11 protein-coding genes are annotated in these 15,207 nt (G+C 37.4%); 1 reads left to right on the forward strand and 10 read right to left on the reverse strand.

Annotation, left to right across the window (positions count from 1 at the left end):
• Positions 1-240: 240 nt before the first annotated feature.
• Together ABJE44_RS14940 and ABJE44_RS14945 are read right to left on the reverse strand one after the other, a co-directional pair.
• Positions 241-876: a heparan-alpha-glucosaminide N-acetyltransferase gene (locus ABJE44_RS14940; protein ID WP_348111447.1), complete on the reverse strand. Its 636-nt coding sequence runs from the start codon at positions 874-876 to the stop codon at positions 241-243.
• Between the two features lie 79 nt (positions 877-955).
• The gene (locus ABJE44_RS14945; RefSeq protein ID WP_348111446.1) at positions 956-1,207 is read right to left on the reverse strand and encodes a hypothetical protein; all 252 of its coding nucleotides are present in this window, start codon (positions 1,205-1,207) and stop codon (positions 956-958) included.
• A 136-nt stretch (positions 1,208-1,343) separates the two neighbouring features.
• On the opposite strand from ABJE44_RS14945, the gene fabA reads away from it, so the two are divergent.
• Positions 1,344-1,862, forward strand: coding sequence for a 3-hydroxyacyl-[acyl-carrier-protein] dehydratase FabA (gene fabA, locus ABJE44_RS14950; RefSeq protein WP_348111445.1), 519 nt, complete (start codon positions 1,344-1,346; stop codon positions 1,860-1,862).
• Between the two features lie 53 nt (positions 1,863-1,915).
• Here the strand turns inward: fabA and rmf are convergent, their stop codons facing one another.
• The 8 genes from rmf to ABJE44_RS14990 form a co-directional block, all read right to left on the reverse strand.
• Positions 1,916-2,089: a ribosome modulation factor gene (gene rmf / locus ABJE44_RS14955; RefSeq protein WP_348111444.1), complete on the reverse strand. Its 174-nt coding sequence runs from the start codon at positions 2,087-2,089 to the stop codon at positions 1,916-1,918.
• Positions 2,090-2,363: 274 nt separating this feature from the next.
• A complete protein-coding gene (locus tag ABJE44_RS14960) occupies positions 2,364-4,052 on the reverse strand; it encodes a DUF3466 family protein (protein WP_348111443.1) in 1,689 nt (562 codons plus the stop codon).
• A 26-nt stretch (positions 4,053-4,078) separates the two neighbouring features.
• Positions 4,079-5,980, reverse strand: coding sequence for an ABC transporter ATP-binding protein (locus tag ABJE44_RS14965; protein WP_348111442.1), 1,902 nt, complete (start codon positions 5,978-5,980; stop codon positions 4,079-4,081).
• Positions 5,977-6,210, reverse strand: a complete 234-nt coding sequence (locus tag ABJE44_RS14970; RefSeq protein WP_348111441.1) for a glutaredoxin family protein — start codon at positions 6,208-6,210, stop codon at positions 5,977-5,979. Before ABJE44_RS14970 ends, ABJE44_RS14965 begins: the two co-directional genes overlap by 4 nt.
• A gap of 14 nt (positions 6,211-6,224) precedes the next feature.
• Positions 6,225-8,324 (reverse strand): bifunctional 23S rRNA (guanine(2069)-N(7))-methyltransferase RlmK/23S rRNA (guanine(2445)-N(2))-methyltransferase RlmL, encoded by a 2,100-nt coding sequence (gene rlmKL / locus ABJE44_RS14975; RefSeq protein WP_348111440.1) that lies wholly within the window; start codon positions 8,322-8,324, stop codon positions 6,225-6,227.
• Positions 8,325-8,435: 111 nt separating this feature from the next.
• Positions 8,436-8,960, reverse strand: a complete 525-nt coding sequence (locus tag ABJE44_RS14980; RefSeq protein WP_348111439.1) for a cell division protein ZapC domain-containing protein — start codon at positions 8,958-8,960, stop codon at positions 8,436-8,438.
• Positions 8,961-9,080: 120 nt separating this feature from the next.
• Complete coding sequence (gene pyrD, locus ABJE44_RS14985; protein WP_348111438.1) at positions 9,081-10,088, reverse strand: quinone-dependent dihydroorotate dehydrogenase; 1,008 nt, start codon at positions 10,086-10,088, stop codon at positions 9,081-9,083.
• A 74-nt stretch (positions 10,089-10,162) separates the two neighbouring features.
• Positions 10,163-14,998, reverse strand: coding sequence for an NAD-glutamate dehydrogenase (locus tag ABJE44_RS14990; protein WP_348111437.1), 4,836 nt, complete (start codon positions 14,996-14,998; stop codon positions 10,163-10,165).
• Between the last annotated feature and the right edge of the window lie 209 nt (positions 14,999-15,207).

The following is a 15,207-nucleotide window of genomic DNA, read 5'->3' on the forward strand; positions in this document are numbered from 1 at the left end:
AGTAATGGAATATGTATTAATATATTTAATTTAACATAATATACATTATAGGAACTCAAGTATCTATGTAGCACATAGGCCAATGATGCTTATATTGGCATAGCCTTACCTTGATAATTCAATAATGTTATCAACTAAATACAAGTGGCTATATCTTTATCAACACGTATTAAAGTTTAAGTATTTATACAGAGTTAGAAACCTGTGGAGTTTCAAATATAAGTGTATCGAGCATGACGATTAAATAGATTTTATCGCCAGCAAGATCCCATACATTATTGGTTGATGCACTAAATAAATAATTAATGAGTGCCGGCCTAACATTGCTAACTTTTTTAAAATATAATGTTCAGGAAGTTTTATTGAAAATATGTGTTTATGCATCACAAATACCCCAATTAACACGACGCCTATCCATGGTATTAGGCTTGCGAGATCTACCGTTCTCCTGGGTATGCCAATATTAGAGACAGACCAACGCCATATAGACTCCATTGACAGCCAGCCTAAACTGTAAAAGAAAATAACCAAAACCCCAACGATGAGTGAAATTGTGGGTATTCGAACAAACAACACTGATATCGGTAACGTTACTGCTATTAAATGAATAATGCCAAAATAGACCCAAGTGGTTGGATACATAAATACGCTGCTAATAGTCAAGAATGTAGCAACCAAAATAAGCTTACTGGTGGCCTTAGCTAATTTATTTAAATTAAGGTGTTTGTGATATGCCAAATAACTACTCATACCGACAGCGAGTAAAAATGAACTAACAATAATCGCTCGAAAAATTCGCCACTCTATATCTTGGCCAGTGTTATAAGATGCCCACCCGAACGTGCTTAAATCATAACAAAAATGAAAGATAACCATTAAAACAATGGCAAAACCTCTTAATACATCGACTTCATAACATCGATTACTAGCATTGTTACTTAACTTTATGTTTTTATTAGTTATTATTATCTTTCAGCCATTCATTTAATAACTTTATTTGGCCACACTTGTAGGCTGCATAGGTTATGCGTAACGAATTGGATAGTATTTCACTATCTGTCCAACCGGTTTTCTCTGAGATTTCGTTATAACAAAATTTGGCGTTAGGTGTGACATACCCTCTAACTTGTTTATTACCTTTCTCTTTTTGTCTTTCACGAAAACGTTTTTGTTTTTCAGCATTTGCGTTAGCTTTTAATTTATTCATTGTGCTCTTAATTGTGTCTTTTATACTTTTTATGTCTATTTTTGATAAAAAGTAGTAGTTTTTGACTGTTCAGAGTTGTTTAGCTTACAAGTGTTCGCTAAATTACTCTCTAAAATAATTTAGGCAAGTATATAGAATGACAATACAACAAAATAGTTTCACGAGAGAAGAACTTTTAGCCTGTAGCCAAGGTGACTTATTTGGACCAGGTAATAGTCAGCTCCCCGCCCCTAATATGTTAATGATGGATAGAATTGTAGAGATACATGAAACCGGCGGAGAGTTTGATAAAGGTTATATTGAAGCTGAGTTAGACATCACCCCTGACCTTTGGTTTTTTGAATGTCACTTTCCTGGTGACCCTGTCATGCCTGGTTGTTTAGGATTAGACGCCATGTGGCAATTAGTTGGATTTTTTTTGGGGTGGTCTGGTGGTCCAGGTAAAGGGCGTGCATTAGGTGTGGGTGAAGTTAAATTTACTGGACAAATTTTGCCCACAGCAAAGAAAGTCACATACCGTATCGATTTAAAACGTGTCATCAAGCGTAAATTATTTATGGGTTTAGGTGATGGTACAGTGGCGGTTGATGGTAGGGTTATTTATCAAGCTAAGGACTTAAAAGTTGGTTTGTTTCAAGACACTAGTAGCTTCTAATTAACCGCCCATTAACAACTTTTTATAAAAAAGCCCCTGTCGGGGCTTTTTTTTTATTTAACTAGTCCTAAATTTCGATCTCCTATGGCTGCTCGCCACCCGCCTAACCACTCCGACCTCACCTCTGAACTTTGGAACGGACAATTATCTTTTGAACGCCCTGAAATGCCTGCTTGGTAACCTTTGGAATGTGCTCTGGAAAGTCTGTCTCTTTTCTGTCTTTTCATGGAGTTCTCTCTTTGGGTTGAAGGATTAGTTGGCAGTTCTTGTGAACTACAACATACCAATAATGCAAATGTTGACTTGGTTCAATACTAAAACTACATATTTACATTGCTTTATGGGTAACTTATTGAAACTCATTATCTTTTAACTATGAAACAATTTTATCTAAAAAATCTTTTTTTAAACACAACGGTAATATGAAATCTAGTTGCGCTTTTTAGCCTAAAAATTAGATATAAAAAAACCGCAATTAAGCGGTTTTTAACAACTAGATTTTTACTTTTTGGTTAAACGCCGCCACATTAGCCACATTCCAGAAAACAATAATAGCCAGCTAATTGAGGCTCCTTGACGAGGCATAGCAACTTCATCTTCAGGCACCTCACAGGTATCTGCTTCACCACCTTCAATAGGAATTAATTTCACAGCGCCTACCGTATCTACCAGTATTTCGTTACCACCAGAATCAATGACTAATTCGCCCCTAGAGTCTCGTAAAGGGGCTTGATAAAGTGCTGTTGCAGCAATTTCATCGTTATCGTTTATGCTATTGGCTTGGACTATTGTATATTTAGAATCACAATCTATTAAGTCCCCTATTCTATTAAACTCTTTTACATTGTGGTCATATAGAAAGCCTTCAGAGCGCCTTTGTCCTAGTGATGCTTCAACTTCACCGTAGCCAACCACTAAATTATTGTTATTAATGGCCAAGGCTACGCTTTCAGAGCCCAGGAAAAAATCATCTGGAAATTCTAATTCACCTAAACTCATATCATAAACAAAAAATTTATCTCGATTGACACCGTTAATTCTTTGAACTTGATAGCCAACTACTAGATTGTTGTTATTTATATCTGTAGCTGAGCTAATAGTTGCAGAACTTGCTGCAACAGTAAGATCGGGGTTAGGTGTTAAGTTTAATACTTCATCACCGTCAAAAACAACTCCGTAGGTTCGAATGACTGTCGCATTACTAGTAGTATATTCGCCTTGGGATATTCCAACAGCAATACCATTATCATTTATGGCATGGGCTCGGCTTGTATAACTGGCGATGTCTTCGGCTTCTGGTTCAAATAAAATACCTAATTCAATGGTATCTAATAGGTTACCATTATCATCAAGCTCCCAAACTAAGCCTCTTAATTGCGAAGCTAGCGTTGGGTCACCTGCAAGAGATGAAGCTAGACTTGATATACATGACTCATATGGAATATCACCTCTCAAATCTTCATCTTCACAACTTTCTTCAGCAAGTTCGTAAGTATCGCTTAAAAACTCTGTGGTCCCATACCCTACTACTTGGTTGCTTTCATTAATTCCATAGGCCTCACTATAGCCACCGGCAAAATCTTCTGGCGGGGGCAATTCAGTAGTTTGCCCATTGCGGGATACAAACCCCCTAGCGCCAAACTCGTAGACTATAAATGTAGTTTCTACGCCATTTTCAAATTGGTAATCAACTTTAGAAAAGTATCCTTGGCTACTACCTACTGAAAAATCAGAATTATTTATATCTCGGGTATTTACATTTGAACTTAAGGTGTAGTCACCATCTGCTGATGCTTCTTGATCAAATACCGGAATGTAGTCGGTCTCATCTTCTGACGCTTGGTAGCTAATTGTATCTGCGATCTGTTGAAAGAACTGAGAGCCTTCTTGTTGCCTTCTAATATAAGCTAGTAGTAATTCGTAATCTGTCTCATTAATATTGCCAACACTCGCTGCTTCGGAATCTGTCAATACGACAGAATCAAAATTAATTAAATCTATATCAATTGGAATATCATATGGAAGTTTTACATTAACTGAAATTTCACCGTCATCATTAATGGCAGTTGGAAAGCTATCCTGACCTTCATTCGCAACATCTAACTCAACCACTATATACTTTGCGGCTTCTACTGAACTTATTGATAAAAGGGCTATAGATAATGCTACAGCCAGCCTTTTTTTAATCATGTAATATCCTGCTTACTGCTTATGTTTTATTCGAGCATGCCTTCGATTTCGTCCCATCTGTCATAAGATTGAGTGAGTACTGTTTGTATCTCATTCAATTCATTCAATACGGGATCGGTTACGGATGCATCTTGTTTGAAAAATTCAGCGTCATTTACTTTTGCTTGTAAACTTTCAATCTGGTTTTCCAAGGATTCAATTTTTAAAGGTAACGATTCTAATTCATGTTGAAGCTTATATGATAGCTTTTTAGTACTTGCTTCTTTGGACTTCGTTTTTTGACTCTTAGTTTCTGATTTAGTTTCAGGTTTTGAATTTTTATTGCTCGCTAATTGTTGATACCAATTAGCAATATCAGTGCAGCCACCCACAAATTCCTTGACTATACCATTACCTTCAAAGAAGTAGCTTGAGGTAACGACATTGTCTACAAACTCCCTGTCGTGACTCACTAAAACTACAGTTCCTGGATAGTTTGCAATTGTGTCTTCTAGTAACTCCAAAGTTTCAACATCAAGGTCGTTGGTTGGCTCATCGAGTATGAGTAAGTTACTAGGTTTTAGCATCAATTTTGCTAAAAGTAAGCGGTTTTTCTCACCCCCTGATAACGATTTTACGGGAGAGTTAACACGTTCTGGGGTAAACAGATAATCTTGGAGATAACTCATTACATGTTTAGTGCGACCATTTAAGGTTACTTCACGCTTACCGTCGGCTATACAATCGATAACTCTTAACTCGCCGTCAAGTTGGTCTCTATGTTGGTCAAAATAAGCAACCTCAATATTTGCCCCAGACTTTACAATACCTGATGTCGGTTTTAACTCTTCAAGTAAAAGCTTTATCAAAGTACTTTTACCACAACCATTTGGGCCAACTAACGCAAGTTTTTCACCGCGCATTATAGTAGTTGTTAATGATTCAACGATTAACTTATCAGAAATTTTGTAATGTAGCGCTTCTGTTTCAAACACAATTTTTCCAGAACTCTTTGACTCACTAACACTAACTTTAGCGCGCCCTAATTTATTAGCTCGTTGTGAATGTTCTAAACGTAACGCTTTAAGTGCCCGCACCCTGCCTTCATTTCTGGTTCTACGGGCTTTTATCCCTTGTCTTATCCAAGTTTCCTCTTGGCTTAACTTTTTATCAAACAAGGCATTTTGCGCTTCTTCAACTTCCAAATCATGGGCTTTTTGTTCAATGTAGGCTTGGTAACTTCCTGGGTAACTAACTAGGTTTCCTCTGTCTAAATCTATTATCCTGCTCGCTACTTTTCTAATGAAAGCTCTATCATGGCTGACAAAGACTACCGCTCCTGAATATCCCGCTATGGCGTCTTCTAGCCATTTGATCATATCAATATCAAGGTGGTTAGTAGGCTCATCAAGTAACAACACATCTGGCTCACTGGCCATCGCTTTAGCTAAGGCTGCTTTTCTTCGCCAGCCACCTGATAAGTCGCTAAGTTGTTGGGTTGGGTCGAGCTGTAGCTTTGTTAAAATTTGTTGGATTTTTTGCTCAAATTGCCAACCATTGTGATGGTCGATTTTATGCTGTAAGGATTCGAGCTTAGACAAGTTTGCGTCAGAAGGATCTTCTGCCACTAAATCTGCCGTCTGAAAATACTCTTTTAGATATTGCCCTACTTCGGCCAACCCCTCAGAAACATAATCAAACAATGAGCACTGCACACTTGAAGGCGGATCTTGTGGCAGGCGAGAAATTTTAACGTCGCTATTAACAATACGCTGGCCATCATCTAGTTTAATTTCGCCTTCAATCACTTTAAGTAATGTAGACTTGCCGCAACCATTACGCCCTACAAGACATAATCTTTCACCCGGTTGAATAACTAATTCGATACCATTTAATAATGGTGGATGCCCTAAAATGATACTGGCATTTTTTAATTGAAATAAACTCAAGATAAAAACTCTACTAATTGTTCTTTATTAAAAGGCCAAGGCAATTCTTGTTGGCTTTCTTCATTAAATAGCACAGGTATTCTGGCTCCATATAAATGGTATAAGTCTGCACTTGAACGCACATCAACTTTGGTTGTTTGTGCTAGTGCAGATGGAGATACTTCCCTAATCAAAGACTCCGCTTGGTCGCACAAGCAACACTCTTTTCCTGAATAAAACATTAATGACATAAGGTTAAATAGTCCTATTGTTTAACAAGTGACCAGCAGTGATGAATTTTAGGGTTTCTCTGAAAATCTTCAGGTAACGTTTGTTTAGAAATATTTTTAATGCTGACACCCATTTTGGTCAAGGTTGCCTCATCTAACTTAAATTGGCGTAGATTGTTAGAAAATATAATCTCACCACCTGGATTCAAACATTTAAGAGCATCACTCAATAAGTTGATATGGTCTCTTTGTACATCCCATGTAGATTCCATTCTTTTAGAGTTTGAAAATGAAGGAGGATCAATAAACATTAAATCATATTTACTATTGTGATGTTTTAGCCAAGTTAAACAATCCGCTTGAATAAATTCATATGCTCCTTTAAGACCATTTAGCTTAAAGTTTTCTTTCGCCCAATCAATATAGGTATTCGACATATCGACCGTAGTAATGGACTTTGCTCTTCCTAATGCGGCATGAACAGATACACTACCGGTATAGGCAAATAGGTTAAGTACGTCTTTACAGTTAGATTTTTGTTGTATCAGTTGTCTGGTAATTCTGTGGTCTAAAAACAACCCTGTGTCTAAGTAATCAAATAAATTAACGATAAACTTGGCGCCGTTTTCAAAGACTTCAATGGTTTCTTTACGTTGCGACACTTTTTGATATTGATTTTTACCTTTTTGTTGCTCTCGAACTTTAAGGATTATCTTATTTGCATCAATACCCGTTACTTGAGGTAAAGACAAAATGACATCTTGTAAACGTTTCTTTGCTTTGTGTTCAGGAACATCTTTTGGCGCTGCATATTCGTGCACCACTAAATAATCCGCGTATCTATCAACCGCTACATTATATTCAGGTAAATCTGCATCATAGATTCTGTAGCAGTTAGTATTTTGCTTTTTTAACCATCTGTCTGTTTTTTGTAAATTCTTTTTAAGACGATTAGCAAAGTCATTATTGATAGGTTTTATTTCACGAACAATACAATTACGCTCATCTAACTCAAAGTTGACGAGTACACACTCAAGCTTACCGTTCATGAGCTTGTATTCTTTCTTAGAACTTAACTTCATTTGACGGAGCAAGTCTCTGTCTGAAGTTAATATAGATAAATTCCATTGTTTAAAGTTTTGTTTTAAAGCCACTCCCCATTTTTGAAAAGTAGGGATCAGTTTGTTGCTATCACTTAATCTTTCACCGTAAGGCGGGTTTGTCACAATGTAACCCGTGTCATCACTGAGCAAACCAAATTTGCATGCATCGTTTGTACTAAAGGTTATACAATCTGCCACCCCAGCTATACGGGCGTTTTCTTTTGCAATTTCGACAACAGACTTATCGATATCATTTGCGTATATCTTACCCGCTGGTGTTTGTTTTTGACTATCAGCTTGTTCCTTAAGCTCGTCCCAAAGTGCTTGTTCGTGTTGTTTCCATGCATCAAAGCCCCATTGCTTACGGCTTAAACCGGGGGCAACATTATTTGAAATTAAAGCCGCTTCAATTGCAATCGTTCCCGCGCCGCACATGGGATCTAATAAAGGCTGTTCAATGTGTTGTGTCCAGCCGCTTCTAATTAACATTGCACTCGCTAAATGCTCTTTAACCGGTGCTAAACCTGTTTTAGCGCGGTAATGGCGTTGATGTAAACTTTGGCCTGACATATCAATATAAACAGCTAAAACATTGCGCCATAATCTAGCTTGAATCCGAATGTCTGGCGTAAGCTTATTAACGGAAGGGCGTTCATCAAAAAACGTTGAAAACTGATCGACTATGGCGTCTTTTACCTTGAGGCCACCAAATTGAGTATTGTTGATGCTTTGATTAGTGCCATTGAAGTCCACCATAAAGGTATCACTTACACCAAAATGACTGGGCCAGTTAGCTTTATCAGTTACTTTGTAGACATCTTCTGCAGTATCTATGTCGCCTTCTGCCAGTTTAACTAATACGCGGTTTGCTAGTCTTGACCATAAACATATCTTATAGGCATCGCTCAACTCACCGGTAACTAAAACCTGGCCAGGCTTACTTTTTAACGCCACATCAGGACAAATAGCTGCTATCTCATCAAACAGCAAACCATCTAGGCCTTTAGAAGTGGTAACTAAAAATTCAAACATTATGTATCTCACAGGGATATGACGTTAAAACGGGCGCGATTATACGGTAAATATGCACTAAGCGCATGTTTAATCAGGAAAAGGATTGGATTAAATACTGAAATTTCAGGACTAAGCTGTTAATTGAGAGCCTGACGCAATCAGAAGAGGTTCTAAACGATTTAACGCCACCTTGACCAATTCAAACTGTTTTAGACACTTCTTGTTAGTAATTGGTATTTCATTGGATATTAACATGCAGGTCGCTAGCTGTAGTTGATCGCACAACACCAAGACGACTCCAGTACCAAACGCCGTGTTTATTTTTGCCAGCTTATGATTCACCCCAAAATATTCAACTTCATCGAACAGCCAACTTTTGGGGGAGATAGGTCTATGAAAAATTAGAGCGGCGGTCGCATTAATTAAAATATGTGTTAACTGTGCTTCAGAGAAATCCGCATCACTATTTAACAAACAGTTTCCAATAGAAAGATAAATTTCTGTATCTCTTAAACTAAAGAGTTGTCTATCTGCAGGTAAGTTAACAATATGTTGTTCATTATAAGCAGTTGTACATTGCCACTCTTTTCCCATGGACAACATTAGCTGACCATTTTCAGAGAACCAAAACCAATCTGCCATAGGCTGTAACATAAAAATTAAGCACCAATTATTAGTAAAATTATTGCCTAAAAACTAACACAAATTTACAAACTTATGGTGCTAATTTGCCATATTTAATTATTCTAAAATAACTAGATCCCCCCATGATCCTTATAAGGAATTTACGATCTCCTTGATCAAAGATGGCCCTTTATAGATCAATGAAGAATACACTTGGATCAGCTGAGATCCTGCTTCGATCCGCTCTTTGGCTGATGATCCGGAGTGAATGCCCCCTACTCCTATAACCGGTATCCTACCTGCGATCTCTTTACATAATTTCTCTGCTACAGCCTGGCTTTTAGCTTGTAACACCGCACCACTTAACCCACCCATTTCTTCAGCGTTTTGTTGTCCGGCAACAAGATCTCTGTCTAAAGTTGTGTTGGTGGCGATGACGCCGTCGATCTCTGCATTGATCAAAGAATTTGACATGTCGACAATTTCTTTGTCACTTAGATCGGGGGCGATCTTAACGAGAATCGGTACATATTTTCCGTGCTCTACTTCTAATAATTTTTGCTCTTTTTTAAGGCCTTGCAGAAGTGTTTCTAGTGCATCTCCATGCTGCAAATTTCTGAGACCTGGCGTGTTTGGTGATGAAATATTTACAGTGACATAACTTGCATAATTGTAAACTTTACGTAAACAAATAAGGTAATCATCTAAGGCATTTTCTTCTGGAGTGGTTTTATTTTTGCCGATGTTAATACCCAATACGCCATCGTATTTAGATTTTTTTACGTTCTCAATTAGGTTGTCTACACCTTTATTGTTGAACCCCATTCGGTTAATTATCGCCTGCCCTTTTGGTAGTCTGAACATTCTAGGTTTATCATTACCCGCTTGAGGTTTAGGTGTGACTGTTCCTATTTCTACAAAACCAAAACCCATAGCGCCAAATGCATCAATACATTCCCCATTTTTATCTAACCCTGCAGCTAAACCCACAGGATTTTTAAATGTAATGCCAAAAACAGTAACAGGTTTAGCGGCAATGCTTTGCTTGTAAATAAAACTGAAGGGGGTATTTTGCGTTCGTCTTAACCAATTAATAGTGAAGTCATGGCTCCATTCTGCATCTTGGGTGAATAGATATTTTTGAATAATTGAATACATATAATTTCTCTTTAGGCATAAAAAAGCCCCGGTGGTACCAAAGGTATCAACCAGGGCTGTGTTAGACAGTTTTATCAGTCGCTAGCGTTGATGCTTAAAAGCATTAACTCTCTGAGGGCAACTGAAAACTTGGCAAACTCATGGGTGCTACTGGTTCTGAACTCTGACATCATATGATACCAGCGATCAAGTAAAGTGTGATTATTGTCCATCCAATTTTTTAGAATGACTTCAGCATCATTACCTTTAGCCGCTGATAATAACACAGAGGTCAACGACCTTTGTTGCCAATCTAGTTCTTCGCGATAAGACGCTCTAGCTAAAGCTTGCCAATGATTGCTCACTGCTTGTTTATCTATTTGAGCTAAGAACCAATGTAACTCAAGCTTAGAACCCAGCTTATAATACAAATTCGAAACCAGTTTAATATTTTTGTTTTCAGATTTGGCTATTTGAGCCAAGTCCATACAAGGAAACATATTACTTAAAGACGCTACCTTAAAGGCAGTTGTCTTAGTTACACCTGATTTTTCCAAATTAGTACAAGCCAGCTGTAACTCTTCAAATTCTTCCTCTACTAGATAGTTTTCTAAATTAGCAAACAAGTCATCATAGGTTGATTGGTAACTATCAATGGCTTCTTGAATGCCAATTAATTTATTACCATGTCTTAGATACCAACGTGAAGCTCTGCGCATGGTGCGGCGAATACTATCTAACATACCTAACTGTACATCAGAAGATATCTTGTTATCCAATGCTTCAACTTCATGCCATAGTGCTTCCATTCTGAAGATGCCTTTTACTACAGCGTAAGCATTAGCAATTTCGTCGACTGCAGCACCAGTCTCCTCTTGAATTCTAAAGACATAGTTCATACCTAAATCATTAATAATATTATTAGTTAACTTAGTGGCGATGATTTCGCTTCGAAGTGGATGCTGTTGCATTTGTGAAGAAAACGTCTGTTGTAGCTTCACAGGAAACGCTTCTATAAGTAATTTGCCGTGATAAGGATTATCGGTAATTGAAGGAATATTAAACTGTTCTTTCATTACCATTTTGCCATAGGCGATTAAAACCGATAATTCTGGTCTGGTTAGCCCTGCTGATTTTGCTAACCTATCTGATATCTCATCATCAGTAGGTATAAACTCAAGCTCTCTATTAAGATAACCTTCGCGCTCTAAGCCGTGAATAAACCTAAGCTGCTCTCTTAGCTGACCTACACCACCTAATTTAGAAATAGATATAGATTCAGTTTGCCTGTAGCAATCTTGAATCACTAAGTCACCTACCTCATCGGTCATTTCATAGAGTAAGTTATTACGTTGCTTAACAGTTAAATCACCAGAGCTTACTAAGGTATTCAATAGAATTTTGATGTTTACTTCGTTATCTGAACAATCAACGCCGCCGACGTTGTCTATAAAGTCGGTATTAACACGGCCGCCACTTTCAGCAAATTCGATACGTCCTAGTTGAGTAGCGCCTAAGTTGCCGCCCTCTCCTATTATCTTTGCTTTTAACTCATTACCATTTACACGCACGTCATCGTTTGCTCTGTCGCCTACTTGAGCATGGGTTTCTTTACTACTTTTAACATAAGTACCTATGCCACCATTCCATAGTAAATCTACCGGCACTTTCAATACAGCATGGATTAACTCGTTTGGTGTCATGCTGGCTTGTTTAGTGCCTAAAGATTTTTTCATTTCAGGGCTAAGCTTTATCGACTTAGCTGAGCGACTAAAAATATCACCGCCCTTTGAAATAATTGACTTATCATAGTCATCCCAACCAAGAGATGGGTTTTCAAATAATCTCTTACGTTCTGCATAACTCGTTTCGATATTTGGATCTGGGTCAAAAAAGATATTTAAGTGGTTAAACGCCACCACCAATTTAGTATGTTTTGACAATAACATTCCATTACCAAATACATCTCCAGCCATATCACCTACAGCAACACATGTGAAATCTGTGGTTTGGCAATCTTTACCCATTTCTCTAAAGTGTCTTTTAACCGATTCCCAAGCACCTCTAGCAGTGATCCCCATTTTTTTATGGTCATATCCAATACTGCCACCTGATGCAAAGGCATCCCCAAGCCAAAAGTTAAATTCTTCAGCAATACCGTTAGCAATATCAGAAAATGTTGCTGTACCTTTGTCTGCTGCAACTACCAAATATGCATCATCTTCATCAAGACGAACCACATCTTTTGGATGAACAACTTTTCCGTCTACTATGTTATCCGTAATATCTAACAAGCTGCGTATAAAGGTTTTGTAACATTCTTGTCCTTCTTTTAGAAAGGCTTCTCGTCCTTTTGCCACAGGTAGTTTTTTACAGACAAACCCTCCCTTAGCACCAACGGGAACGATAACCGTATTCTTAACTTGTTGTGCTTTAACTAAGCCTAATATTTCTGTTCTAAAATCTTCTTGCCTATCTGACCAGCGTAATCCTCCACGGGCAACTTTGCCCCCTCGTAGATGGACACCTTCTATTCGAGGACTATAAACAAAAATTTCATATTTTGGCCTAGGTAAAGGCATGTCCGGAATAAGTTCTGGTAACATTTTATAAGATACATAAGATTTATCATTGCCATCAGGATCTTTTTGATAAAAATTAGTTCGTAACGTTGCCAATATAAGATCTAAATAACGACGAATGATTCTGTCGTCATCTAAGTTAGAAACATCATCTAATTGGGTCTTTAAGGCGGTTAATAGTTTATCTTCTAATTTCTCGCTGCGTTTAACGACTGGGTTAAACTTTTGATTAAATAAATCAATAAGTAGAGCAGCAATTTGAGGATAATTAGCCAACGTATTAGCCATATACTCATGACTAAATGAGCTACCAATTTGACGCATATATTTAGCATAAGAACGTAAAATAGTAACATTACGTCCCGATAAGCCACCACCTAAAACCAGACGGTTAAAAGAGTCATCTTCAAGTTGTGTATACCAAACTTGCGAAAATGCAGATTGAAACAAAATTTGAGCCTGCTCCATATCCATATCATTACTGGTATTATGAAGCATTGAAAAATCCATAATCCAATTTACTGAGCCGTTATCTAAAGTAACTTTGTAGGGGCTTTCATCAATTACTCTTAAACCAAAGTTCTCTAGCATAGGTAATACAGCTGACAGGTGAATAGGCTCATTTTTATGAAATAACTTTAGTCTCACTGCTTTACTATCGGGCCCTTCTTCCAAGGGACGATAAAACAACATATCTAAGGTATTTTCAGCGCTTAGTTGCTCAAGCTTTTCGATGTCAATCAATGCGGCACTTGGTAAATTGCATTCCTTGTAACTATTAGAAAACCCACTGCCATAACAGCTTTCTAATTTTTTAGCTTTAGCTTCTCCGTGATTTGTTCGCAGAGTAGATGCAAGTCTATCTTCCCAACTTTTGTTAAGCTCTATGATGTTCTTTTCTATTTCCTTCACATTATATTCCGCATTGTTATTTTTAACTCGGGTTATGTAGTGGGTTCTGGCGTAAACTGATTCCGAAAAATAGGTTGTAAATTCTACGTCCTGAACACTCAAAAATGACTTCTTTAATAATTCTTGAGTGTCTTTTCTTAACTGAGTGTTGTAGCGTTCTCTTGGTACAAACACCATACAAGATACAAAGCGCCCAAAAATATCCTTACGAACAAATAGCCTGGACATTCCACGCTCTTGCATTTGAAAAATACCTAATATGATTTGTGCGAGCTCTTCAACTGTGCCTTGTAATAATTCGTCTCTGGGGTAAGTTTCTATTATGTTTAAGAATGCTTTGTGACCATGGGTACCAGGGTAAAAGCCAGATAATTTAGAAATATCATCGATCTTTTTCTTTAAAACTGGGATATGTGTGGCGCTACTGTTGTAAAAAGAAGCTGAGTACAATCCAATAAATCTATCTTCTCCCACCACATTACAAGCATCGTCAAATCTCTTGATCCCGATGTAATCCAAATAGGCTGGACGATGCACCCTAGAGCGCGTACTAGTTTTTGTAAGCATTAGCGGGTTACTACTGAGGGCTTCTTCACGAGCAGATGGGGGGATATTTGATAGTACTCTTTCTCGTTCTGTTTTAGAGCTTTTCATTAACCCCAAACTAGTATCGTTATCAGCCACCCAGCGGTAGTCTCCGTCGATTCCAGTTACTGTATAAGAACGATAACCCATTATAGTAAAGTTATGATCACCTAACCAAGCTAAGAATTTTTCGGTTTCTATTTTTTGATCAGTACTACAAGGACTTGGAATTTTACTCAATTCCTCTGTCAATTCATTTAGACGAGTGCGCATTGGCTGCCAATCTTCAACAGCTAATGAAACTTCTTCTACCACAGACATTAATTCGTTTGTCAGTTTATCAAGTGCCTTTTTAGAAGTCTGTCGGTCAACTTCTATTAGAAATACTGTTTGTCTTATTAATCCTTTTTTGCTGCTATTGGGTTCTTCAAAGGAAGCAACTCTGCCATTTTTGTCTCGGCACAATGCAATAGGACTATGAATCAATAAATGCGCTGTAATTCCCATACGGTTTAGCGCCATACGCACTGAATCCACTAGAAATGGCATATCCGTTACGATTAATTCCACAATACTATGAGTTGATTGCCAACCATGTTTACTGATTTCTGGATTAAAAGCGCGAATAAAAGGCTTGTCTGCAGTGTAATCTACAAACTCATTCCATAGACTCAGAGTGGCCCCATATAAATCACTATCACTTCTATTTTCTAAATCAGTACTAGCGATATTTTTAAATAGTATTTTAGAGAAATCGCTTACTTGTAATACTTGTTCAGAGGCGACTTTTTTAGAGATTAACTTATAGACATTTTCAAGAAGAACAGAATGCTGATTATCTACAACGGTCATGTGTTTGCCCATATTAGGTTGACAAAATTTTAATAAAAATATTTATCAACTAAGATGATGTGTAACCTAGATGACAAACAATAAAAGAATAGACAAAAGACTGAGATTTATACAGTTTTTTATTCAAGTATTGATATTCTCGCTAAAAAAAACGTCAAGTAAAAGCTTTAAATTTACCTAAATTTAACATTATTCATAGCTATGCAACT

Source organism: Paraglaciecola sp. (assembly GCF_039942875.1).
Taxonomy (GTDB): domain Bacteria; phylum Pseudomonadota; class Gammaproteobacteria; order Enterobacterales; family Alteromonadaceae; genus Paraglaciecola.